The organism is Aquamicrobium soli, assembly GCF_042646345.1.
GTDB lineage: Bacteria > Pseudomonadota > Alphaproteobacteria > Rhizobiales > Rhizobiaceae > Mesorhizobium > Mesorhizobium soli_A.
In genome coordinates this window covers 129,307-152,207 of the sequence record NZ_JBHRTK010000009.1, presented here as the reverse complement: position 1 = coordinate 152,207, position 22,901 = coordinate 129,307, and the positions used below count along the sequence as shown (strand labels likewise).

At 65.4% G+C, this 22,901-nt stretch carries 22 protein-coding genes and 1 other RNA gene; 13 read left to right on the top strand and 10 right to left on the bottom strand.

The features are described from left to right. Positions 1-38 precede the first annotated feature (38 nt). On the bottom strand, positions 39-479 hold the full coding sequence (locus ACFOHJ_RS07520; RefSeq protein WP_378219866.1) for a pseudoazurin: 441 nt from the start codon (positions 477-479) through the stop codon (positions 39-41). 207 nt (positions 480-686) lie between these two features. Here ACFOHJ_RS07520 and ACFOHJ_RS07515 point away from each other — a divergent pair, with 207 nt between their 5' ends. Then, a complete protein-coding gene (locus tag ACFOHJ_RS07515) occupies positions 687-1,391 on the top strand; it encodes a Crp/Fnr family transcriptional regulator (RefSeq protein ID WP_378219865.1) in 705 nt (234 codons plus the stop codon). A gap of 15 nt (positions 1,392-1,406) precedes the next feature. Here the strand turns inward: ACFOHJ_RS07515 and argB are convergent, their stop codons facing one another. After that, on the bottom strand, positions 1,407-2,300 hold the full coding sequence (gene argB / locus ACFOHJ_RS07510; protein ID WP_378219864.1) for an acetylglutamate kinase: 894 nt from the start codon (positions 2,298-2,300) through the stop codon (positions 1,407-1,409). Between the two features lie 189 nt (positions 2,301-2,489). Here argB and ACFOHJ_RS07505 point away from each other — a divergent pair, with 189 nt between their 5' ends. Beyond that, positions 2,490-3,659, top strand: coding sequence for an AI-2E family transporter (locus ACFOHJ_RS07505; RefSeq protein ID WP_378219863.1), 1,170 nt, complete (start codon positions 2,490-2,492; stop codon positions 3,657-3,659). A 72-nt stretch (positions 3,660-3,731) separates the two neighbouring features. Further along, complete coding sequence (locus ACFOHJ_RS07500; protein WP_378219862.1) at positions 3,732-4,733, top strand: LLM class flavin-dependent oxidoreductase; 1,002 nt, start codon at positions 3,732-3,734, stop codon at positions 4,731-4,733. Between the two features lie 4 nt (positions 4,734-4,737). Here the strand turns inward: ACFOHJ_RS07500 and ACFOHJ_RS07495 are convergent, their stop codons facing one another. From ACFOHJ_RS07495 to ffs, 6 genes are all read right to left on the bottom strand, one after another. Next, the gene (locus ACFOHJ_RS07495; RefSeq protein WP_378219861.1) at positions 4,738-6,000 is read right to left on the bottom strand and encodes a lytic murein transglycosylase; all 1,263 of its coding nucleotides are present in this window, start codon (positions 5,998-6,000) and stop codon (positions 4,738-4,740) included. Further along, positions 6,000-6,605 carry a recombination mediator RecR gene (gene recR, locus ACFOHJ_RS07490; protein WP_378219860.1) on the bottom strand — a complete coding sequence of 202 codons (606 nt, stop codon included), beginning with the start codon at positions 6,603-6,605 and terminating at the stop codon, positions 6,000-6,002. Before recR ends, ACFOHJ_RS07495 begins: the two co-directional genes overlap by 1 nt. A 67-nt stretch (positions 6,606-6,672) precedes the next feature. After that, the gene (locus ACFOHJ_RS07485; RefSeq protein WP_378219859.1) at positions 6,673-7,659 is read right to left on the bottom strand and encodes a cell wall hydrolase; all 987 of its coding nucleotides are present in this window, start codon (positions 7,657-7,659) and stop codon (positions 6,673-6,675) included. Positions 7,660-7,853: 194 nt separating this feature from the next. Continuing rightward, positions 7,854-8,177 carry a YbaB/EbfC family nucleoid-associated protein gene (locus ACFOHJ_RS07480; RefSeq protein WP_378219858.1) on the bottom strand — a complete coding sequence of 108 codons (324 nt, stop codon included), beginning with the start codon at positions 8,175-8,177 and terminating at the stop codon, positions 7,854-7,856. Positions 8,178-8,258: 81 nt separating this feature from the next. Continuing rightward, the gene (locus tag ACFOHJ_RS07475) at positions 8,259-10,112 is read right to left on the bottom strand and encodes a DNA polymerase III subunit gamma/tau (RefSeq protein WP_378219857.1); all 1,854 of its coding nucleotides are present in this window, start codon (positions 10,110-10,112) and stop codon (positions 8,259-8,261) included. Between the two features lie 101 nt (positions 10,113-10,213). After that, an RNA gene (ffs, locus tag ACFOHJ_RS07470) (signal recognition particle sRNA small type) lies at positions 10,214-10,310 on the bottom strand. Between the two features lie 149 nt (positions 10,311-10,459). On the opposite strand from ffs, the gene ACFOHJ_RS07465 reads away from it, so the two are divergent. Continuing rightward, on the top strand, positions 10,460-10,879 hold the full coding sequence (locus tag ACFOHJ_RS07465; protein ID WP_378219856.1) for an HIT domain-containing protein: 420 nt from the start codon (positions 10,460-10,462) through the stop codon (positions 10,877-10,879). A 35-nt stretch (positions 10,880-10,914) separates the two neighbouring features. After that, positions 10,915-11,856, top strand: a complete 942-nt coding sequence (gene nudC, locus ACFOHJ_RS07460; protein WP_378219855.1) for an NAD(+) diphosphatase — start codon at positions 10,915-10,917, stop codon at positions 11,854-11,856. A gap of 3 nt (positions 11,857-11,859) precedes the next feature. Here the strand turns inward: nudC and ACFOHJ_RS07455 are convergent, their stop codons facing one another. Together ACFOHJ_RS07455 and ACFOHJ_RS07450 are read right to left on the bottom strand one after the other, a co-directional pair. Then, positions 11,860-12,723 (bottom strand): prephenate dehydratase, encoded by an 864-nt coding sequence (locus ACFOHJ_RS07455; protein WP_378219854.1) that lies wholly within the window; start codon positions 12,721-12,723, stop codon positions 11,860-11,862. A 19-nt stretch (positions 12,724-12,742) separates the two neighbouring features. After that, positions 12,743-13,471 (bottom strand): 3-deoxy-manno-octulosonate cytidylyltransferase, encoded by a 729-nt coding sequence (locus ACFOHJ_RS07450; RefSeq protein WP_378219853.1) that lies wholly within the window; start codon positions 13,469-13,471, stop codon positions 12,743-12,745. 190 nt (positions 13,472-13,661) lie between these two features. Here ACFOHJ_RS07450 and ACFOHJ_RS07445 point away from each other — a divergent pair, with 190 nt between their 5' ends. The 8 genes from ACFOHJ_RS07445 to ACFOHJ_RS07410 all read left to right on the top strand — a co-directional run bounded on the left by ACFOHJ_RS07445 (position 13,662) and on the right by ACFOHJ_RS07410 (position 22,888). Continuing rightward, positions 13,662-14,321 (top strand): c-type cytochrome, encoded by a 660-nt coding sequence (locus tag ACFOHJ_RS07445; protein ID WP_378219852.1) that lies wholly within the window; start codon positions 13,662-13,664, stop codon positions 14,319-14,321. A 164-nt stretch (positions 14,322-14,485) separates the two neighbouring features. Next, positions 14,486-16,339: an extracellular solute-binding protein gene (locus ACFOHJ_RS07440; RefSeq protein WP_378219851.1), complete on the top strand. Its 1,854-nt coding sequence runs from the start codon at positions 14,486-14,488 to the stop codon at positions 16,337-16,339. Beyond that, a complete protein-coding gene (locus ACFOHJ_RS07435; protein WP_378219850.1) occupies positions 16,336-18,204 on the top strand; it encodes an extracellular solute-binding protein in 1,869 nt (622 codons plus the stop codon). Before ACFOHJ_RS07440 ends, ACFOHJ_RS07435 begins: the two co-directional genes overlap by 4 nt. Positions 18,205-18,312: 108 nt before the next feature. Beyond that, positions 18,313-19,422, top strand: coding sequence for a microcin C ABC transporter permease YejB (locus ACFOHJ_RS07430; RefSeq protein WP_378219849.1), 1,110 nt, complete (start codon positions 18,313-18,315; stop codon positions 19,420-19,422). Continuing rightward, positions 19,422-20,573: an ABC transporter permease gene (locus ACFOHJ_RS07425; protein ID WP_378219848.1), complete on the top strand. Its 1,152-nt coding sequence runs from the start codon at positions 19,422-19,424 to the stop codon at positions 20,571-20,573. The genes ACFOHJ_RS07430 and ACFOHJ_RS07425 overlap by 1 nt, the downstream gene beginning before the upstream one ends. A 49-nt stretch (positions 20,574-20,622) precedes the next feature. After that, on the top strand, positions 20,623-20,871 hold the full coding sequence (locus ACFOHJ_RS07420; RefSeq protein ID WP_378219847.1) for a type II toxin-antitoxin system VapB family antitoxin: 249 nt from the start codon (positions 20,623-20,625) through the stop codon (positions 20,869-20,871). Further along, a complete protein-coding gene (locus ACFOHJ_RS07415) occupies positions 20,868-21,260 on the top strand; it encodes a type II toxin-antitoxin system VapC family toxin (protein WP_378219846.1) in 393 nt (130 codons plus the stop codon). Before ACFOHJ_RS07420 ends, ACFOHJ_RS07415 begins: the two co-directional genes overlap by 4 nt. After that, entirely contained in the window at positions 21,257-22,888 is a 1,632-nt protein-coding gene (locus ACFOHJ_RS07410) for an ABC transporter ATP-binding protein (protein ID WP_378219845.1), read from the top strand. The genes ACFOHJ_RS07415 and ACFOHJ_RS07410 overlap by 4 nt, the downstream gene beginning before the upstream one ends. Positions 22,889-22,901 lie beyond the last annotated feature (13 nt).

The following is a 22,901-nucleotide window of genomic DNA, read 5'->3' as shown; positions in this document are numbered from 1 at the left end:
GGGCGGCGCGGGTCAGGCCCGCGCCGCGCCGTTTTTGGTCAGTTGGCGGCAACCTGGGCGAGAAGCTCGGCGAAGGCCGGCTTGGCCTTGCCGGTCTGCTTGACCGCCTTGGCCTGTTCCAGGTTGACCGGCTTGCCGACCACGATCAGGGCGACCATGCCCATGCCGTAGTGCGGCGTGCACTTCACGCCATAGACGCCTTCCTTGTCCAGCGTCACCTTGAGTTCCTGGCTGATCTTGCCCTTGAAGGGCTCGGCTCCGTCGGGGATCATGCCCTTGATGGATTCGGCGTCATGCCCCTTGTCGGTCGGCACGAAGGTGACCGTGTCGCCGGGGGCGGCCTGGATGAAGTCGGGCTGGAACACCATGGCGCCCTTGTCGCCCTTGTTGAGCATCTGGACCTGATGGTCGGCAGCCTGCGCGGCGCCCGCGACCGTCATCGCGGCCAGCGCCGCTGCAAGTACCATAATCCGTTTCATTTCGATCTCCATTCTCACTGCGGCCAGCTATTGGTCGAGGGGAGGTATATGGCGGGCGGGCAAACTTTGTTTGTTGCAGCGCAAATTTCGGCGAGAATGCCGATTTGCCCCGAAGCTTGCGGTTTCACCGTCGAAGTGTGAAGTTGCGCCGTTTCCTGAGAACACGGTCGGCCCCGCCGGAACAAGGGTTCCATGTAGGAGAAATGCTTGAGCCATCTTGATCGCTCGCTGATTGCAGGACTTCCCCAGTTCCAGGGCATGGAGCCGCACGACCTCGACTACGTGCTGATGAACGCCCGTTCGCAGCTTGTCGCCAAGGACGCGGTGGTGTTCGAGCAGGAAGCCGAGGCGCATTCCTTCTTTCTCCTTCTCGATGGGCATGTGCGCGTCGTGAAGACCACGGCGGACGGCCAGCAGGTGATCGTGCGCTACATCAGCGCCGGCGAATTGCTGGGCATCGCCCATGCGCTGGGACGCACGACTTATCCGGCCAGCGCGATCGCGGCGGTGGACTGCGTCGTGCTGGCCTGGCCGGGGCGGCTGTGGGCAGAGTTTTCCGAGCGCTATCCCGCCTTCGGCGCCAGCACCTACAGGACAGTCGGCGCCCGCCTGCAGGAAGCCCATACCCGCGTCGTCGAGATGTCGACGCAGCAGGTCGAGCAGCGCGTCGCCCATGTGCTGCTGCGGCTGGCCAAGCAGACCGGCAAGAAATCCGAAGACGGCATCCTGATCGATTTTCCGATCTCGCGGCAGAACATCGCCGAAATGACGGGCACCACGCTGCACACCGTCAGCCGGTTGCTGAGCCTGTGGGAGACCAGGGGGCTGGTGCGCAGCGGCCGCCAGAAAGTCACCATCGTCCAGCCGCAGCGGCTGTTCATGCTGGCCGAGGGACGCCTGCCGAAGGAATGAGGCGTGCTGTCCCCGTCAGGGGACGATCAGCGTACCCGCGCCGTGCTCGGTGAACAGTTCCAGAAGCACCGAATGCGGCGTCTTGCCGTTGAGGATCACGACGCCTTCGACGCCGCGCTCGATGGCCTCGATGCAGGTTTCGACCTTGGGGATCATGCCGCCCGAAATGGTGCCGTCGACGATGAGGTCGCGTGCCTGCGCCACCGTCAATTCGGGCATCACCTGGCCGCTGGCGTCGAGCACGCCGGGAACGTCGGTCAGGAACAGGAGGCGCGAGGCGCCGAGCGCGCCGGCGATGGCGCCGGCGAAGGTGTCGGCGTTGATGTTGTAGGTATGGCCGTCGCGGCCGGGCGCCACCGGCGCCAGCACCGGGATCATCTCCGAGCGCGCCAAAAGGTCGAGCAGCCGGCGGTCGACCTCGACCGGTTCGCCGACGAAGCCGAGGTCGATCACGCGCTCGATATTGCTGTCCGGGTCGGTGACGGTCTTGCGCGCCTTCTCGGCGAAGACCATGTTGCCGTCCTTGCCGCACAGGCCGATCGCCCACTCGCCCTCGGCGTTGATCAGCGCCACGATCTCCTTGTTGATCGAGCCGGCGAGCACCATTTCGACGATCTCGACGGTCTTGGCGTCGGTCACGCGCAGGCCGCCCTCGAACTTCGATTCGATGCCCATCTTGGTCAACATCGCGCCGATCTGCGGACCGCCGCCATGGACGACGATCGGGTTGACGCCCGACTGCTTCAGGAGGGCGATGTCGCGCGCGAAGGCCTTGCCGAGCTCGGTGTTGCCCATGGCATGGCCGCCATACTTCACGACCACCGTCTTGTTCTCGTAGCGCTGCATATAGGGCAGGGCTGCCGAGAGCAGGTCGGCTTGCATTTCGGCGCTGGCTGCGATGTCCGTCATCGGCATGGGTTCCCGGCTGGCGTGGAAGGACGGCCGGGGTTTAACCGGATTTTCGTCACGGGGCAAACGCCATTATCGCCGATCCGGCACGGCAAGGCGCGCGCGGCCCCGATGGAACCGAAGCGGGCGAGCGACGTTCTTCCTCGCACGCGGCACCGGGTGCGGCGAGGAGGCCTGGCAGGGGGAACGATGAAAGCCGATGCACCTTCGAACGGCTCGGGTGATGCGCCCGACGAAGCAGCACTCAATATCCGCCGGATACGGTCGATGTTGGCGATAATGTTCCTCCTGATGACGGTCTACGCGCTCTATTTCGGGCGCGATTTCTTCATGCCCGTCATCCTGGCGTTCCTTCTCGCGCTGACGCTGACGCCGATCGTGCGTTTCCTGCGCAAGCGCGGCGTGCCCGAATCCATTTCGGCGACGCTGCTGGTGCTGTTCTCCGTGGGCTTCATGACCACGGCGGGCTACCTGCTCAGCGGGCCGGCGATCGACCTCATCAACAATGCGCCGACGATCGGCCAGCAGGTCAGCGAAAAGCTCAACCACCTGCGCCGCCCGTTCGAGAAATTCATGAAGATATCCGAGCAGATCGGCGCCATGACCGAACCGACCCAGGAGCCTGGCGTCTCGAAGGTAGTCGTCGCCCAGAGCGGCATCCTTTCGCAGGCGGCCGGAAGCGTGCTGTCCGGCGTCACCAGCATCACCATCGTCTTCGTGCTGTCGCTGTTCCTGCTCGCTTCCGGCACCATGTTCTATGAAAAGATCGTCCAGTCCTTCACCCGCATGAGCGAGAAGAAGCGGGCGCTGCGGGTCGTCTACGATGTCGAGCGCGAGATCTCGCGCTATCTTTTGACCGTCTCGCTGATCAATGCGGGCCTCGGCGTGGCGATCGGGCTCGGCCTGTGGGCGCTCGGCATGCCCAACCCGATGCTGTGGGGCGCGGCCGCCGCCCTGCTCAATTTCCTGCCCTATATCGGCGCGCTCACTAACATGCTGATGGTCGGCGTCATCGCGCTGATCAGCTTCGACAGCCTCGCCTATGCTATGCTGGCCCCGGCCTTCGTGCTGTTGTGCAACATCGTCGAAGGCCAGTTCGTGACGCCGATGGTCGTCGGCCGGCGGCTGGAGATCAATTCCGTCGCCATCTTCATCGCCATCGCTTTCTGGTCGTGGATGTGGGGCTTCGTCGGGGCGCTGATGGCGGTGCCGCTGCTGGTGATCGTCAAGGTCTTCTGTGACCATTTCGACGGGCTCGCCAATATCGGCAATTTCCTTTCCGCGCAGCAGTCGGCAGTGGAGGACGAAGAGGACGAGGACGGCGATCCGGCGGAGGACAAGGCGAAAATCGCGGCGTAAGCGGCCGTCGGTTTGTGGCGGCGGCCCGGGCATCCTATATCCGGGTCCGACCTCTCATTCCGGAAACCGCTCATGGCCACGCTGTCCGTCCTCGATCTTTCGCCCATCGTCGAAGGCGGCACCGCCTCGCAATCGCTGGCCAACTCGCTCGATCTGGCCCGCCATGCCGAAAGGCTCGGCTACCGGCGCTATTGGGTGGCCGAGCATCACAACATGCCCGGTATCGCCAGCGCCGCCACTGCCGTGGTCATCGCCCACATCGCGGGCGGCACGAAGACGATCCGGGTCGGCGCCGGCGGCATCATGCTGCCCAACCACGCGCCGCTGGTCATTGCCGAGCAGTTCGGCACGCTGGCGGCCCTGCATCCGGGGCGCATCGACCTCGGGCTTGGCCGCGCTCCCGGCGCCGACATGCTGACGGCGCGGGCGCTGCGCCGCAACATGGGCGACGGCGTCGACACCTTCCCGCAGGACGTCGTCGAGCTGATGCACTATTTCGAGCCCGCACAAGAGGGCCAGCGCGTGCGCGCCGTGCCCGGCGAGGGACAGGAGGTGCCGGTATGGGTCCTTGGCTCCAGCCTCTACGGCGCCCAGCTTGCCGCCATGCTCGGCCTGCCTTACGCTTTCGCCTCGCATTTCGCCCCGGCCGAACTGGAGCGGGCCATTGATGTCTACCGCAGCCGCTTCCAGCCCTCGCAGCACCTGGACAAGCCCTATGTGATGCTCGGCCTCAACGTCGTCGCCGCGCCGACCGATGCGCAGGCGACCTTCTTGTTCAGTTCGCTGCAACAGGCCTTCGTCAACCTGCGCACCGGCCATCCGGGACCGCTTCCGCCGCCGGTGGAGGGCTACGCGGAGAGCCTCGACCCGATGGCTCGCTCCATCCTGGGGCAGGCGCTGTCCTGCGCCATCGTCGGTTCGCCCGAAACGGTGCGGCAGGGCCTCGACGCCTTCCTGGCCCGCACCGGCGCCGACGAACTGATGGTCACCGCGCAGGTGTTCGACCATGCGGCGCGCGTGCGCTCGTTCGAGATCCTGGCCGAGGTCAACCGGGCGCTGTCACAAGCCGCCTGACGGACTATCGCAACGCCTTCACCAGTCCGGCGTCCGGGAAGCAGGTGGCGGCGCGCCCGTTCTTTTGCTGCCACAGGCCGATCGAGCGCCGCGTCTTGAAGCCCGGCAGGCCGTCGGCCGAGCCGACGTCGTAGCCCAGCTTCTCCAGGCCCCGCTGCATGGCGGCTATGTCGGAGCGGTAGAGCGTGCCGACGTCTCCCCAGCCGGCCGAGAAGCGCTTGTCGCCATGGGCGATGCGGTCGCCGGCATGGCCGATGAACAGCGCGTAGAGGTCGCTCATGTTGTATTCCTTGAGCACGTAGAAATTCGGCGTGACGATGAAGGCCGGTCCTTCGCGCCCCGCCGGCATCAGCAAAAATCCCTCGGCGCGCAGTTCGCCGACCGGGAACGGCTTGCCGCCGACGCGCGTGATCCCCAGCCCGGCCCATTGCGCGATGGTCTTGCCCTGGTCCGGTCCTTCCAGCGAACAGGAAACGCGGTCCGGAACCGTCACCTCGAATCCCCAGTCGCGCCCCTTCACCCAGCCGTAGTCGACGAGATAGCTGGCGATGGAAGCCAGCACGTCGGGGGTGGAATTCCAGATGTCGGGATGGCTGTCGCCGTCGAAATCGACCGCGTGTTTCAGGAACGAGGTCGGCATGAACTGCGGCTGGCCGAGCGCACCGGCCCAGGACGATTTCATCGCCGCGCGTGAGACCAGGCCCTTGTCGACGATGCGGAGCGCCGCCAGCAGTTCCGTGCGGAACATGTCCTTGCGGGTCGCCATGAAGGCCTTGGTGCCCAGCACCTCGAAGGCGTCGTAGGAAAGCTTCGCGGCGCCGTAGCCGGTCTCTCGGCCCCATATCGCCAGCACGACCGGGCCGGGGACGCCATAACGCTTCTCGATCGCCGCCAGCGTTTTGGCATTGGCCGGCAGCCGGGCGCGTCCCCCCGCCGTCACCGCGCCGATGGTCTTTTCGGCAAAGTAGTTGCCGGGCGAGCCGAACTCGGCCTGGTGCTGCTTCTTCGGCGTTTTCGGTTTTTCGCCCGGCATGACGAGGTCGGGCAGCTTCAGGTTGGGCCGGATGCCGGCAAGCGCCGCGTCGAAGGTTTTCTTCGAAATCCCCTCGGCCCGGGCCTGCGGCCACAGGTCGTTCTGGAGCCACGCCTGGAACTGGCCGTCGATCTGCGCGGCCCGCGTCGGTGCAATCAGTGCCAGCAACGCGATGAGGAGGGTAAGCGCGAGAACGGTCTTTCGGCTCGGGAAGACGCGCAAGGCCGTCATCATCAGAACACGGTGCGCGATTTGAGCGCCGCCGCCAGCGTGCCCTCGTCCAGGTAATCGAGCTCGCCGCCGACCGGCACGCCATGCGCCAGCCGCGTGACGCGGACATCGAGGCCGGAAAGCTGGTCGGTGATGTAGTGGGCCGTGGTCTGGCCCTCGACGGTGGCGTTGACGGCCAGGATCACTTCCTTGACCTCGCCGCCGGCCAGGCGGTCGACCAGCGAGCGGATGTTCAGCTGGTCCGGGCCGATGCCGTCGAGCGGCGACAGCGTGCCGCCGAGCACATGGTAGCGCACGTTCATGGCGCCCGCGCGCTCCAACGCCCACAGGTCGGCCACGTCCTCGACCACGATCAGCGTCGCCGCGTCGCGCCGCGGATCGGTGCAGATCATGCAGGGGTCGGTGGTGTCGACATTGCCGCAGGTGGAGCAGACGCGCACTTTTTCGACCGCCTCGCCCATGGCGGCGGCCAGCGGCTGCAGCAACTGCTCCTTCTTCTTGATGAGATGCAGCGCCGCGCGGCGGGCCGAACGCGGACCGAGCCCCGGCACCTTGGCCAGAAGCTGGATCAGGCGTTCGATTTCAGGACCGGCGATTCGCTTGGACATGAGGCCGGTATAAAGCCAATGGCAGGCATAGAACAGCGGGCGCCGGTGAGCCGGCGCGCCGTTGCCGTCACTGCACCGGCCGGTTCTCGCTCATGATCAGCCTGGCAACGGCGTCGGTATCGGTCGGCGTCGACTGGAAGGACAGCGTCGGCTGGTTCCCGCTCGACGCGGACGCGGTCATGAACGGTACCGACGAAGGCTGCGCCGTGTCGAAATCGGAAGCGCCGAAGCGGGCGGAATCGGGTTGGCGCATGGCCACCTGGACGGCCCGCGCCTGCTTGCCGACCCGCTCCTGCCGGGCCTGCGGCTGGGCGGCCGCCGTGGCGGCGGGACGCGGCGCCGGCGCCGGTGTCGCATCGGCCACCTGCGTCGGCGCGGCCACCTCGTCCTGCGCGCTCACGCCGGGCAGGGCGGCGGAAGCCACCATCGTGCGGGACGTCGCGCTGGAAGCCGAGGGCGTCGAGCCGTTGAGGGCGACCATGGTAATACGCTCGGAAGGCAGCGGCTGCCAGTTGCGGCCGCGCTTCTCGTAGAAGGCGTTGCCGCCCGCCACTTCGATGTAGTGCATGTTCTTGAAGGGAAATTTCAGCCCGGCCGTGTGGAAGTGCATGGCGTTTTTCAGCTTCGGCGCGCGCTCGCCCTTGAGCACGGCGTCGGCCGCGGCCATGACGTCCGGCAGCGCCTTAGAATTCATCTGCCGGCTCAGCACGCCCGGCGCGAATTGCTTCGGTTCGCCGACGACGCCGCAGATGGTATCGCCATGCTGGCCGGAGCGCAGGCGGTTCATCACCACCGTGCCAACCGCGACCATGCCTTCGCGGCTCGAGCGGTTGGATTCGAAGAACATCGCCCGCGCCAGGCATTCCCGGTCCTTGCCGTTGTATCCATAGGTCCGCGACCCGAGGAAACCGGATTTCGTGCTTGGCGTAAGACTGGCGGTGGAAAGGCTATCGGTGGTCTGGCTGCAACCTGCGACCAGAAGGGGGGAGATCAGGAGGCCCAGAAGTGCAGGGAGTTTGCGTCGCAGGGCGACCATCCTGTGGGAAATCGACAAACCGGCCTCTTTTTTTGCTGCTGTCCCGCCCCCGAGCCATGGCAAGAATGAGACAGTTTCCGGCAAAAAGATGGCCAACGCCTTAATGAGGACGATTGAAGCCCGGCCGCAAGGGGTTGAATGCGATCAACATTCCGCATCGAGCGGTTACAATGCGTGATCAGGCTTCGGGAGACGGCCGCTAAACCGCGGGGTCAGAAGGGCAGCTTCATTCCGGGCGGAAGCGGCAGGCCGGCCGTCAGCGACTGGGTCTTTTCCTGCATGAGCTGCTCGATCCGCGCCTTGGCATCGTTGTGGGCGGCGAGGATGAGATCCTCGAGGATTTCAACCTGGTCCTCCTTGAACAGCGAGGGGTCGATCTTCAGCGCCTTCATGTCGAATTTCCCGGAAAGCGTCACCTGGACGAGGCCGCCCCCGGACTGGCCGGAAGCCTCGATCGCGGCCATCTCTTCCTGCATGGCCTGGAACTTGGCCTGCATTTCCTTCGCCTTGCCCATCAGGCCGAGCAGATCTTTCATGGTCATCCGATCCTTTGCCGGTTGTCTTGTCGTCTCAAGGCACGATCCCGAAACCAGCGGTTTTCGGAAATCGCGCGCGTCCTAGCTTTCGTCGTCTTCGTCCGGCGCCGGCTCGACCGGCGCGGAGTCGTCTGCGTCTTCGGCATCCGGCGCATCGGGAATGCGCACGTCGATGATCCTGGCGCCCGGAAAGCGCGCCAGCACGGCGGCGACGGCGGGGTCCGCGCGGGCGTCCATGAGCGCGGTCTCGCGCCGGGCAGCCTCCGCCTCGGCAAGCGTCTGGCCGCCCGCTTCATTCGACAGCGAGACCATCCACCGTTGGCCGGTCCAGCTCTCCAGCCTGCTCTTCAACTCGCCAAGCAGCGTCTTAGGGGCCGTTTCGGTGAGGCCGACATCCAGCCTTCCGGGGCCGACCTTCAGATGCCGCACATGCGACTTCAGGTTTACCTTGAGGAGCTGGTCGCGGTGGCTCTCGGCGAGGGCGACGATATCGGCCAGCGATTTCACCGGCACGGCCGGGGGCGTTTCGGGCTCCGGCTGCGGCGGGACGGCAAGTGCGGTGGGCTCGGGCGCGCTCACCAGCCGCATCGTCTGCGCCGCGCCGCCGCTTGCGGGCATCTGGGCGGAAGCGACCGCGCTGGTGCCGCCGGACGGGGCCGGTGCGGGAGCGGCCGGGCCGGAGGTGGTGGGCATGCCGCCGCGCCGGGTATCGGCGGCGAGCGGAACCCCGCCGTCCTCCAGCGTTTTCAGCGCCTCGTCCAGGGTCGGCAGGTCGGCCGCGTGCGCGAGCCGGATCAGCACCATTTCGGCAGCGCTGACCGGCCGGTTGGAGCTCTGCACCTCGGGAATGCCCTTCAGCAGCATCTGCCAGCTGCGCGACAGCACCCGCACCGACAGCGCCTGGGCAAAAGCGGCGCCCCGGCTGCGCTCGTCCTGCGACAGTGAGGCGTCGTCGGCCGCTTCCGGCACGAAGCGCAGGCGGGTGACCAGATGGTTGAATTCGGCGAGGTCGGCGAGCACCGTGGCCGGGTCGGCCCCGGTATCGTACTGGGCGCGGAATTCGGCGAGAGCGGCCGCCACGTCGCCCTTCATGACGTGCTCGAACAGGTCGACGATGCGCGCCCGGTCGGCGAGGCCGAGCATGGCTCGCACTTCCGCTGCGCTCACCATCCCGCCCGCGGTGCCACCGCTATGGGCGATCGCCTGGTCGAGGATGGAGAGCGAATCGCGCGCCGAACCTTCCGCCGCGCGCGCGATCATCGCCAGCGCCTCGTCGTCGATGGCGATGCCTTCCTTCTCCGAGATCGCCGACAGGTGCGCCGTCAGCGCCCCGGCGTCGATGCGCCTGAGGTCGAAGCGCTGGCAGCGCGACAGGACGGTGATCGGCACTTTGCGGATTTCGGTGGTGGCGAAGATGAATTTGACGTGCGGCGGCGGCTCTTCCAGCGTTTTCAGCAGGCCGTTGAAGGCCTGGTTGGAGAGCATGTGCACTTCGTCGATGATATAGACCTTGTAGCGCGCCGAAACCGGTGCGTAGCGCACGCGGTCGATGATGTCGCGGATATCGTCGATGCCCGTATGCGAGGCCGCGTCCATCTCGATGACGTCGACGTGGCGGCCTTCCATGATCGCCTGGCAGTGCTCGCCGGGCACGGCGAGGTCGACGGTCGGCTGGTCGACGGTCGCACTTCTGTAGTTCAGCGCGCGCGCCAGGATGCGCGCCGTGGTGGTCTTGCCGACGCCGCGCACGCCCGTCAGCATCCACGCCTGCGCGATGCGGCCGGTGGCGAAGGCGTTGGTCAGCGTCCTGACCATCGGCTCCTGGCCGATCAGTTCGGAAAAGTTCGACGGCCGGTATTTCCGCGCCAGAACCCGGTAGGCGGCGTCCTTCGGCGGGCCGCTGCGGGTCTTGTCGTTTTCTCCGGCTTCACTCATCCCGTCCGTTCCGCTCCCCGGTAATGTCTCGCGCAGCCGATTCCGACGATAGAGTTTCGCCCGCGCGCCGGCACGGCGTCAATGTCGCGGGTGATGAGAAGGTGGGAGGCTGGAACAATGACCCGTTCCGGGCTCGTTAGGGCTGCTTCCTTCCGGACCTGACCCGGTTGGCGAGTGGATCGTCCACCACCAACCTCCCGGCTTCCATATCGGAAATTCGCGGCAGGAATGCAAGGGCGAAGCGAAATCGTTCCGTATCCCGCTTCAAAGCCAACGAATCGCTTGCGATGCCGCCGATGCCGAAATAGCCTCGACCGGTTTTCAGCGTTTCAAGAGGGGAAATGCCGATGATGGCGGGCCTGAAGGCAGGTTTCTCGCTCGACCGAAGGCTGGAAGCGGACAGCGAGCCCCTGATGTGGCTCGGCCTGTGCGAGCTTCGCGTGATGAACGACAGCCGCTGGCCGTGGCTGATCCTGGTGCCGCAGCGGCCGGGCATCGAGGAACTCCACGACATGACGCCCTTGGACCAGGCGATGCTGACCTTCGAGGCCAATATGGTGGCGCAGGCGCTGAAACGGGTGACCGGCTGCACCAAGATCAACACCGGCGCGCTCGGCAATATCGTGCGCCAGCTGCACGTCCATGTGGTGGCCCGCTCGGAAGGCGACAGCGGCTGGCCGGGTCCGGTCTGGGGCCATGGCCTGCGCGAACCCTACAAGGTCGCCGACCTCCGCAAGTTTGCCGAATCCGTCAAGGCAGCGCTATAAACCGACCCCCAGCCCCTTCGCGAGTCCCCGACAAGATGGTTTTTCGTTTATTTGACGCGTCCCCGCGTGAGCCGAGCCAGTTCGTCGGCTTTTCCGGCAACCGGATCGACCGGCAGTCGGAGAACCGGCCCGACGATTGCGTGCAGGTGGCGCTGGCCGATCCCCGCGCCCGCCTCATGCTGATCGGCGAAAACAAGCTGTTCCTGAAGGCGCAGGGCGAGGGATTCGACTGCTGGTTCAGCCTTGCCGAAGGCGAGGCGCACGGCGCCAAGCTCGCTGAGATCATCCTTCTCGGCCTCTCCTCAGCCGGCCCGGTGCTGGCGGCGCCTTCCGCGCTTGCTCTCGACAGCCTGCCCGAAACGCTCAAGGCGTCCGACTACCGCTCGGTCTATTCGCAGGGGCTCGTCGACGAGGAATCCGTCGGCGCGCTGGCGCAGGCGGCCTCGCTGCTGGCGTGGAACGTCAATCACCGCTTCTGCGGCCGTTGCGGCACCGAGACGGTGATGCGCGCCGGCGGCTACCGGCGCCATTGCCCGTCCTGCGGCGCGGACCATTTCCCGCGCACAGATCCGGTCGCGATCATGCTGACGGTGACGCGCGAAAAATGCCTGCTCGGCCGCAGCCCGCATTTCGCGCCGGGCATGTATTCCGCACTTGCCGGCTTCATCGAGCCGGGCGAGACCATCGAGGCGGCGGTGCGGCGCGAGACGCTGGAGGAGGCCGGCATCCGCCTCGGCCGTGTCGTCTATCACGCCAGCCAGCCCTGGCCGTTTCCCTATTCGCTGATGATCGGCTGCTTCGGCGAGCCGCTGGAGAAGGAAATCCGCCCCGACCTCGGCGAACTGGAGGACTGCCGCTGGTTTTTCCGCGACGAGGTGCGCTCGATGCTGGAGCGCGGCCATGCCGGCGGCCTGATCACGCCGCCCAGGGGGGCCATCGCCCACCACCTGATCCGAAGCTGGGTGGAGAGCGAATAAGCCTCAGTAGCGGGTGCCGCGCGCGGCGCGGTATTCGTTGGCCTCGTAGACGCCGAGGATGCGCACCTCGCGGGAGAAGAAGCGCAGTTCCTCCAGCGCCAGCGCGACATGGGCGTCGTCCGGATGGCCTTCGATGTCGGCGTAGAACTGGGTCGCGGTGAAGCCGCCGTCGAGCTGGTAACTCTCCAGCTTGGTCATGTTGACGCCGTTGGTGGCAAAGCCGCCCATCGCCTTGTAGAGCGCCGCCGGCACGTTGCGCACCTTGAACACGAAGGTCGTCATCATGTCGGCGTCGCCCGTGCGCTCGGCCCAGTGCTTGGCCTTGGACAGGACGACGAAGCGGGTAATGTTGTTCTCGGTGTCCTCGACATTTTCCTCGATCACGTCGAGGCCGTAGAGTTCGGCGGCCAGCGCCGGCGCCAGCGCTGCCATGGTGCGGTCCTTCACTTCGCTGACCAGCTTGGCCGCCCCCGCCGTATCGCCCGCCACCATCGGCTTCCAGCCGTTCTTGCGGATGTATTTGCGGCACTGGCCGAGCGCGTGGATATGGGTGTGCACGCTCCGGATTTCCTCGCGCTTCACGCCCCGCAGCACCATCAGCTGGAAATGGATCGGCAGGAAATATTCGCCGATGATGTGCAGCTTCGATTCCGGCAGCAGGTGATGGATGTCGGCGACCCGGCCGGCGATCGTGTTCTCGATCGGGATCATGGCGAGGTCGGCCTTGCCGGTCTCGACGGCGTTGAAGGCGTCCTCGAAGCTCGGGCAGGGCAGCGGCACCATCGACGGATAGACGTTGCGGCACGCGGTATCGGAATTGGCGCCCGGCTCTCCCTGGAAAGCTATCTTGTTGGTTTTTTCTGGCATGAGACGGGTCTTTTCGAAGTTATGTTGACAGAATCTGGCGGGCGCGTTCGAGGTCTTGCGGCGTATCGACGCCGAGCGGCAGCGAGCTCACGATCTCGGCGTCGATGCGCATCCCGGCTTCCAGCGCGCGAAGCTGTTCCAGGCGCTCGCGCTGCTCCAGCGGCGACGGCTTCAGCGCCACGAACCGCTCGAGCGCCGCGCGCCGGTAGGCGTAGAGGCCGACGTGGTGATAGAGCGGCCCCTCGCCCCAGGGGGCGGTGGCGCGGGTGAAGTAAAGCGCCCGGAGTCGTGTTGTCGACAGCGGCGAACCGACGATCTTGACGACGTTGGGGTTGGTCTTTTCCGCCGCGTCGGCGATCTCGACGCCGAGCGTGGCGATGTCGACGGACGGCTCGGCGAAAGGCCGCAGCGCCGCCCCGATGATCGCCGGATCGATCGTCGGCAAGTCGCCCTGCACGTTGACGATGGTCTCGACCTTGCCGCCGGGATCCACCGCGCCCAGCGCCTCGAAAATGCGGTCGGAGCCCGATTCGTGGTCGGCGCGCGTCATCACGGCTTCGAAGCCATGGGCGCGCACGGCCTCGGCCACCGCCGGCGTATCGGTGGCGACCACGACCCGGCCGAGCCCGGCCTCGGCGGCGCGGCGCGCGACATGCACGATCATCGGGCTGCCGGCGATATCGGCCAGCGGCTTGCCGGGCAGGCGGGTCGAGGCCATGCGGGCCGGGATCAGGACGAGAATGGACATGGGCGGTGCGGATCGTGGCGGGCGGGTGGAAAGTGTCAAAAAGTCTCACTGGAAGCGCTCTTATAGGTGTTGCAACGCCAGAGCAAAAGACCTAGTTTCCGCCCGATTTGACCAGCTCGGAGGGGTGGGTCGCGATGCCGTACGGACAGGCCGGGTGGATCGGCCTATCCGGAACAGGAGCCTGGGGTACATGGACTCTTTTGAAGTCAACAAAGTGATCGGCGGCCTGCTGGGGACCGTTTTCGTCGTCTTTTCCGTCGGCATTGCCTCCGACGCCCTGTTCGCCGAACAGGCGCCGGAAAAGCCGGGCTTCGTGATCGAGGCGGCGGAACCGACCGAAGGCGGCGGCGAGGCTGCTGCCGAGAAGGCGGTTCCGATCGCCGATCTGCTGGCGAAGGCCGACCCGGCCAAGGGCGAGGCCGTCTTCAAGAAGTGCCAGGCTTGCCACTCCGGTGAAAAGGGCGGCCCGAACAAGGTCGGTCCCGACCTGTGGGATGTCGTCGACCGCCCGGTGGCCGAGCATGAGGGCTTTGCCTATTCGGCCGGCATGAAGGACTTTTCCAAGGGCGGCAGCGAGAAGTGGACGTTCGACAACCTCAACCACTTCCTGACCTCGCCGAAGAATTTCGTGAAGGGCACGGCCATGGGCTTTGCCGGCATCAAGAAGGACGACGAGCGCGCCGACCTGATCGCCTACTTGCACACGCTGTCGGATAACCCGGTTCCGCTGCCGCAGCCCGGCGCTGCCGATGCCGGCGCTGCTGCGCCTGCCGAAGGCGGTGCGGCCGCTCCTGCCGAGGGCGCAGCCCCGGCTCCTGCGGAAGGAGCTGCGCCGGCGCCGGCGCAATAACAGGCTCTTCTGACGAAAATCCTTGAAAAAGCCGGGTTCTGCCCGGCTTTTTTGTTTGTCGCGGCAAAACCGGTCCAGCCGGTTCCCTTGTGCGGCGAATGGGCTAGATTGCGGACAGGGTAAAAGGGATGCACATGCGGATTTGCCGGGTTTCGTCGTTGTTCATGTCCATGCTCGCGGTGCTCATGCTCGCGGGCTCGCTGGCCACGGCGGCGGCCGACGAGTGGCGCACGACCTCCTCGCTGATCGGCGAATCCAAATATGGCGACGATTTCCAGCGCTACGACTACGTCAATCCCGACGCGCCGAAGGGCGGCACGCTGAACACCGTGGTCAGCGGTGCTTTCGACAGCTTCAATCCCTATATCGTCCAGGGCGCGGCCGGCGCCGGCTTTGCCGCCTTCGGCGGCGGCCTGCTCTACGACACGCTGATGGAGCAGGCGACGGACGAGGGCTCGGTCAACCACCCACTGGTCGCCGAAGCCTATAAATATCCGCCGGACTATTCCTCCGCCACCTACCGGCTCGATCCGCGGGCCAGATGGCACGACGGGACGCCGATCACCGTGGACGACGTCATCTGGTCGTTCAACGTGCTGAAGAAGAACAGCCCGATGTACAACCGCTATTTCGAAAACGTCACCGAAGCGGTGGCGGTGTCGGACCACGAGGTCGAGTTCCATTTCAACCAGAAGGGCAACCGCGAGCTGCCGCAGATCCTGGGCGGCCTCGTCGTCCTGCCGAAGCACTGGTGGGAAGGCACCGACGCCAAGGGCAACAAGCGCGATATATCGAAGCCCACGCTGGAGCCGCCGCTGGGCTCGGCCGCCTACAGGATCAAGAGCTTCAAGCCGGGTTCCGAGATCGTCTGGGAGCGGGTGCCCGACTATTGGGGCGTGAAGCTGCCGGTGAAGCTCGGCCGCGAGAATTTCGACATCCGGCGCTACGTCTACATCCAGGACGACAACGCCGAGTGGCTGGCCTTCACCAAGGGCGGGCTGGAGGACATCAAGCCGGAGAACAGTTCGCGGCGCTGGGCCACGGCCTACAATTTTCCGGCGCTGAAGGCGGGCGACGTCATCAAGAAGGAATTCAAGACGGCTTCGCCGGAACCGATGCAGGGCTTCGTGCTGAACCAGCGGCGCCCGCAGTTCCAGGATCGCCGGGTGCGCGAGGCGCTGACCTATGCGCTCGACTTCGAGAGCATGAACCGCACGCTTTTCTATGGCTACAACACCCGCACGACCAGCTATTTCCAGGGCACGGAACTGGCGTCCAGCGGGCTGCCGTCGCCGGAGGAGGTGAAGATCCTCGAGCCCTATCGCTCGCAATTGCCGCCGGAACTGTTCACCCAGGCCTTCAAGCTGCCGGTCTATGATTCGCCGCAGTCCGAGCGCCGCAACCTCGGTCAGGCGGTCAAGCTGTTCGAGCAGGCCGGCTGGGTGATCAAGAGCGGCAAGATGGTCAACGCGCAGAGCGGCGAACCCTTCCGTCTGGAAATCCTCGGCCGCGACCCGACCGACGAAGTCATCGCCAATCCGTTCCTCGACAACCTGAAGAAGATCGGCATCAGCGCCTCGCTGCGCATCGTCGATCCGAGCCAGTATGTGAACCGGGTGCGCAGTTTCGACTTCGACGTGGTGACCAGCATGTTCGGCCAGTCCGATTCGCCCGGCAACGAGCAGCGCGATTTCTGGAGTTCGAAGGCCGCCGACACGCCCGGCTCGCGCAACCTGATGGGCATCAAGAATCCGGTGGTCGACGCGCTGATCGACCGCATCATCTACGCCACCGACCGCGCCGACCTCGTCACCGCCACCCACGCGCTCGACCGGGTGCTGTTGTGGAACTACTACGTGGTGCCGCAATGGCACCGCTCGGTCGTCTGGCTGGCCTACTGGAACAAGTTCGGCATCCCGGACAAGCAGCCGGCCTATATCGGCGCCGACATCGAATCCTGGTGGATCGATACGGACAAGGAAAAGGCGCTGGCCGCCAAATACAAGAGCGGCAATTGATGGCGCTTCCCCGCCGCGACTTTCTCGCTCTCGGCCTGGCGGCAGGCGCCTCGGCCCTGTTGCCCGGCCGGGCGTTCGCCACCGTTGCGACGGGCACCAGGCTGCACGGCTTGTCGGCTTTCGGCGACCTGAAATACCCCGCCGATTTCGACCATTTCGCCTATGTGAATCCGCAGGCGCCGAAGGGCGGCGCGATGAATTTCGCGCCGCCCAACTGGGGCTACAACCAGAGCCCGCTGACCTTCAACACGTTGAATTCCTTTGCCCTGAAGGGCGATGCGCCGCCGCGCATGGAGATGTGTTTCGACACGCTGATGGAACGCGCGCTGGACGAGCCGGATGCCGTCTACGGGCTGCTCGCCGAGAGCGTCACCCTGTCGGCGGACCGCAACAGCTTCGATTTCGCGCTGCGGCCCGCCGCGCGCTGGCACGACGGCTCGCCGCTTACCGCGCACGACGTCGCCTTCTCCTTCATGCTCTACAAGGAAAAGGGCCATCCCGACCTGCTGCTGCCGCTTGTCGAGTTGAAGGAGGCGGTGGCGCTGGACGACCACACCGTGCGGCTGACGTTCAGCGGCAAGCAGTCGGTCCAGGCCATCCTGACCGCCGTCGGCATGCCGATCGTCTCGAAGGCCTATTATGCGACCAATGATTTCGAGGCCTCGACGATGACCGCGCCGCTCGGTTCCGGGCCCTACAAGGTCGGGCGGGTCTCGGCGGGCGAATTCATCGAATATGAGCGCGTCGCCGACTATTGGGGCGCCGATCTGCCGGTCAACCGCGGCCAGGACAATTTCGGCCGCATCCGCATCGACTTCTATCGCGACCGCCAGGCGGCGTTCCAGGCATTCAAGAAGGGCGACACCACCTTCCGCGAGGAGTTCGTGGCCCGCGTCTGGGCGACCGGCTACGATTTCCCGGCCCTGAAACAGGGCAAGGTGGTCAAGCGCGAGTTTCCCGGCGAGAAATGGCCGGCGATGCAGGCGTTCGCCATCAACCAGCGCCGGGAACGCTTTCGCGACGTGCGGGTGCGCCGCGCGCTCGACCTGTGCTTCGATTTCGAATGGACGAAGCGGACCTTGTTCGCCGGCTCCTACGAGCGTTCGCAATCCAATTTCGAGCGCTCGGATTTCCGCGCCGAAGGCCTGCCTTCGCCGCAGGAACTGGCGCTGCTGGAGCCGTTCCGCAACGAGCTGCCGCCCGAAGTGTTCGGCGAGCCGGTAATGCAGCCGGTCTCCGACGGCTCCGGGCGCGACCGCAAGCTGCTCGGCCAGGCGGCGAAGCTGCTGGCCGAGGCCGGCTGGAAGCGCGTCGGCGGCTTCGTCGTCAACGACAAGGGCGAGCGGCTCGCCGTCGAGATACTGGCCGAGGACGATTCTTTGGTGCGCATCACCTCGCCGTGGGCCGACAATATGAAGGCGGTCGGCATCGACGCTTCCGTGCGGCTGGTGGATTCCAACCAGTTCGAGGAGCGGCAGAACAATTTCGACTTCGACCTCAACCTGGTCGCCATTTCCATCGGCGCGACGCCGAGCGCGGATTCGCTCGAAACGCTCTATTCGTCGCGCGCCGCCGACCGGCCGGGCACGCGCAACTACCCCGGCACCAAAAGCCCGGCCATCGACGCGCTGGTGGCCGCTGCCGGCGCCGCGCAAAGCCGCGACGAACTGGTGACGGCGCTGAGGGCGCTCGACCGGGTCTTGCGCGCACGGCTCGACTGGATTCCAACATACTATCTGGCGAATCACCGCGCCGCCTATTGGGACATGTTCGGCTTCGTCGAGCAGAAGCCCGATTACGGCTTTCCGGTGGAAGCGCTGTGGTGGTTCGACAAGGACAAGGCTGCGAAGATTGGCAAGGGGTGAGGAAAAGTCCGCAAGGCAGGCGAAAAGCCTACGGTTCGGCTTTTCGAACGACCAACGCCCGGAGCGAAAGCGTAGCGCCGGGGCAAATTCCGTGGGGAGCGTGATCTGATGGGCGCCTATATCCTCCGGCGCCTCTTGCTGATGATCCCGACCCTGTTCGGCATCATGGCGATCTCCTTCGCCGTCATCCAGTTCGCGCCGGGCGGTCCGGTCGAGCAGGTCATCGCCAACCTGACCGGGCCCGGCGGCGGCGCCGGCGACCGGCTCGGCTCCGGTGGTGGCGGCGATGCGGGCGGCGGCAATTTCGAGATGGGGAGCGGTGGCGCGGGCAGTTCCAAATACCGCGGCGCGCAGGGCCTCGATCCCGAGTTCATCGCCAAGCTGGAAAAGCAGTTCGGCTTCGACAAGCCGCCACTCGAGCGCTTCGGCAAGATGCTGTGGGATTATGCCCGCTTCGATTTCGGCGACAGCTATTTCCGCGACATTTCGGTGGTCGACCTGATCTTGGAAAAGATGCCGGTGTCGATCTCGCTCGGCCTGTGGATCACGCTCATCTCCTACTTGATCTCGATCCCGCTCGGCATCCGCAAGGCGGTTCGCGACGGCTCGGCCTTCGACGTGTGGACGAGCGGCATCGTCATCGTCGCCTACGCCATTCCGGGCTTTCTGTTCGCCATCCTGTTGATGGTGCTGTTTGCCGGCGGCTCCTTCTACGACTGGTTTCCGCTGCGCGGCCTCGTCTCCGACAATTGGCGCGAGCTTTCGTGGCCGCAGCGCATCCTCGATTATTTCTGGCATCTGGCGCTGCCGCTGACGGCGATGTCGCTCTCCGCCTTCGCGACCACCACGCTGCTGACCAAGAACTCCTTCCTCGACGAAATCCGCAAGCAGTATGTGGTGACCGCCCGCGCCAAGGGTCTGTCGGAGCGACAGGTGCTTTACGGCCACGTCTTCCGCAACGCCATGCTGATCGTCATCGCCGGCTTTCCTGGCGCTTTCATCTCCGCCTTCTTCACCGGCTCGCTTTTGATCGAGAACATCTTCTCGCTGGACGGGCTCGGCCTGCTCGGCTTCCGCTCCATTGTCGAGCGCGACTATCCGGTGGTGTTCGCCAACCTCTATATCTTCTCGCTGATCGGGCTCGCCGTCAGCCTGATTTCCGACCTCACCTACACCTGGATCGATCCGCGCATCGACTTCGAGCGGAGGGATGTGTGATGGAACAGGCGGCATCCACGGCGGCGGACAAGCCAGACGGCGGCAAGGTGCGGCGGCCGTTCCTTTCGCCGCTCAACCAGCGCCGTTGGCAGAATTTCAAGGCCAATCGCCGGGGCTACTGGTCGCTCTGGCTGTTTCTTCTCCTGTTCGTGCTGTCGCTGTTTTCCGAGTTCATCGCCAACGACAAGCCGATCATCGCTTCCTACAAGGGCGAGATCCTTTTCCCCGTGCTGGTCGATTATCCGGAGGAGAAATTCGGCGGCTTCTACGCGGTGGCGGATTATCGCGATCCTGTCATCCGCGACGAGATCGAGGCCAACGGCTGGATGGTCTGGCCGCCGGTCCGCTATTCCTACACCACCGTCAACAATGCCATTCCCGAGGCGGCGCCCGCCAAGCCGTCATGGGAATATGACGAGAAGACCCGTTGCAGCCAGTATGCGCAAGGCGTGAACGATCCGGACTGCATCGTCGGCAACTGGAACTGGCTCGGCACCGACGACCAGGCGCGGGACGTGCTCGCGCGCGCCATCTACGGCTTTCGCGTGTCGGTGCTGTTCGGGCTGATCCTCACCCTCGGCTCTGCCGTCCTCGGCGTGTCGGCCGGTGCGGTCCAGGGCTATTTCGGCGGCTGGATCGACCTTCTGTTCCAGCGTTTCATCGAAATCTGGTCGGCGATCCCGGTGCTCTACCTGTTGCTGATCGTCGCCGCCATCCTGCCGCCCGGCTTCTTCATCCTGCTTGGCATCATGCTCTTATTCTCGTGGGTGGCTTTCGTCGGCGTGGTGCGGGCCGAGTTCCTGCGCGCCCGCAATTTCGAATATGTCAACGCGGCGCGCGCGCTCGGCGTGCCCAACCGCACCATCATCTTCCGCCATCTCCTGCCCAACGCCATGGTGGCGACGCTGACCTTCCTGCCCTTCATCCTCAACGGCTCGATCTCGACGCTGACCTCGCTCGATTTCCTGGGCTTCGGCCTGCCGCCGGGCTCGGCCTCGCTCGGCGAATTGTTGAAGCAGGGCCAGCGCAACCTCAACGCACCCTGGCTCGGCATCACCGGCTTCGTCACCCTGTCGATCATGCTGTCGCTGCTGATCTTCGTCGGCGAAGCCACCCGCGACGCCTTCGACCCCCGGAAGACGTTCAAATGAGACGTAGAGCATGGTATAAATTCGCCAACTTTCTACCATGGAGGCGATCATGGGCATGAACATCAAGAATGAGCATGTCGAGCGGCTGGCCCGCGAACTGGCGAAGGAGACGGGCGAAACCATCACCTCGGCGATCCAGCATGCGCTGGAAATGCGTCTGGAGAGGGTTCGCAAAGGGCGTGACATCGAGCGGCGCAAACACGACCTGGAGGAGTTCCTGAAGAAACTGCCGCCACCACCACCGGGCCTCACCAGCGATCATTCCGATCTCTACGACGAATGGGGCCTGCCCAAATGATCGTGGACGCCTCGGCGATATTGTCGATCCTCTTCGAGGAGCCGGATCGAAGGCGATACAGCGATGCCCTGATGGAGTATCAAGGCGATGCCGTCATGTCGCCGGTCAACTATCTGGAACTCGCCTTGCGGCTGGACCGCGGCGGAACGCCCGAGCTTTCGGCGGCGGTCGATCCGTTGCTCGAAATGCTGGGCGTGCATCTGGTGGCCGTAGAACCGGAGCACGCGGGCCTTGCCCGCGACGCCTACCGCCAGTTTGGAAAGGGCAACCATCCGGCGAAGCTCAATCTCGGCGACTGCTTCGCCTATGCGCTCGCCAAGGCGCGACGCGAGCCGCTTCTGTTCAAGGGCGATGATTTTCGCCAGACCGACGTCGAGGCGGCGATTTGAGCGGCGAACCCCTGCTTTCCGTTCGCGACCTGTCGGTCGCCTTCACGCAAGGCGGCACGACCTCGCTCGCCGTCGACCGGATTTCCTTCGACATCGGCAAGGGCGAGACGGTGGCGCTGGTCGGCGAATCCGGTTCCGGCAAGTCGGTCTCGGCGCTGTCGGTGCTGAAGCTCCTGCCCTATCCGCCCGCCTCCCATCCTTCCGGGCAAATCCTGTTCGACGCCGAGGACCTGCTTTCGCTCGGCGAAAGGGACCTCCGGCGCGTGCGCGGCAACAAGATCACCATGATCTTCCAGGAGCCGATGACCTCGCTCAACCCGCTGCATACCATCGAGCAGCAGATCGTCGAGGTGCTGCGGCTGCATCAGGGCCTTGGTGAGAAACAGGCGCGGGCGCGGGTGCTCGAACTGCTCAACGAGGTCGGCATCCGCGAGCCGGAAAAGCGGCTCGGCGCCTATCCGCACCAGCTTTCCGGCGGCCAGCGCCAGCGCGTCATGATCGCCATGGCGCTGGCCAACGAGCCGGAATTGCTGATTGCCGACGAGCCGACCACGGCGCTCGACGTCACGGTGCAGGCGCAGATTCTCGAACTGCTCGCCCGCCTCAAGCGCGCCAAGGGCATGTCGGTGCTGTTCATCACCCACGACCTCGGCATCGTGCGCAAGATCGCCGACCGCGTCTGCGTGATGACCAAGGGCCGGATCGTGGAAACCGGGCCGACGAAGCAGATTTTCGACAACCCGCAGCACGCCTATACGCGCCACCTTCTGGCCGCCGAGCCCAAGGGCCGCGCGCCGAAAGCCGACCCGCAGGCCAAGCCTGTGATGACGGGGCAGGACATCAAGGTCTGGTTCCCGATCAAGCAGGGCTTTTTCCGCAAGGTGGTGGACCATGTGAAGGCGGTGGACGGCATCGACGTCACCGTGCGCGCCGGTCAGACCGTCGGCGTGGTCGGCGAATCCGGCTCGGGCAAGACCACGCTCGGCCTGGCGCTGTCGCGCATGATCTCGTCGACGGGCGCCATCCGCTTCGAGGGCAGGGACATCAACCAGCTTTCGTTCAACGACATGCGGCCGCTGCGCAGCGAGTTGCAGATCGTTTTCCAGGACCCCTACGGCTCGCTCAGCCCGCGCATGTCGGTGTCCGAGATCATCGAGGAAGGCCTGAAGATCCACGAGCCGAAGCTCGATGCCGACGAACGCGACCGGCGCGTGATAGACGTGCTGGAGGAAGTCGGGCTCGACCCCGCCACCCGCGTGCGCTATCCGCACGAATTTTCCGGCGGCCAGCGCCAGCGCATCGCCATCGCGCGCGCCATGGTGCTGAAGCCGCGCTTCGTCATGCTGGACGAGCCGACCTCGGCGCTGGACATGAGCGTGCAGGCGCAGGTGGTGGACCTGTTGCGCGATCTGCAGGCCAAGCACGAACTGGCCTATCTGTTCATCAGCCACGACCTGAAAGTGGTGCGGGCGCTGGCCAATGACGTCATCGTCATGCGGGGCGGCAAGGTGGTGGAGGCCGGCCCCTGCGAGCAGATTTTCGACAACCCGCAAACCGACTATACTCGGGCGCTGATTTCGGCGGCCTTCAGGATCGAGACCGCGCCGGCCGGCGTGGTCAGCCAATAGCAGGAGAATTGAC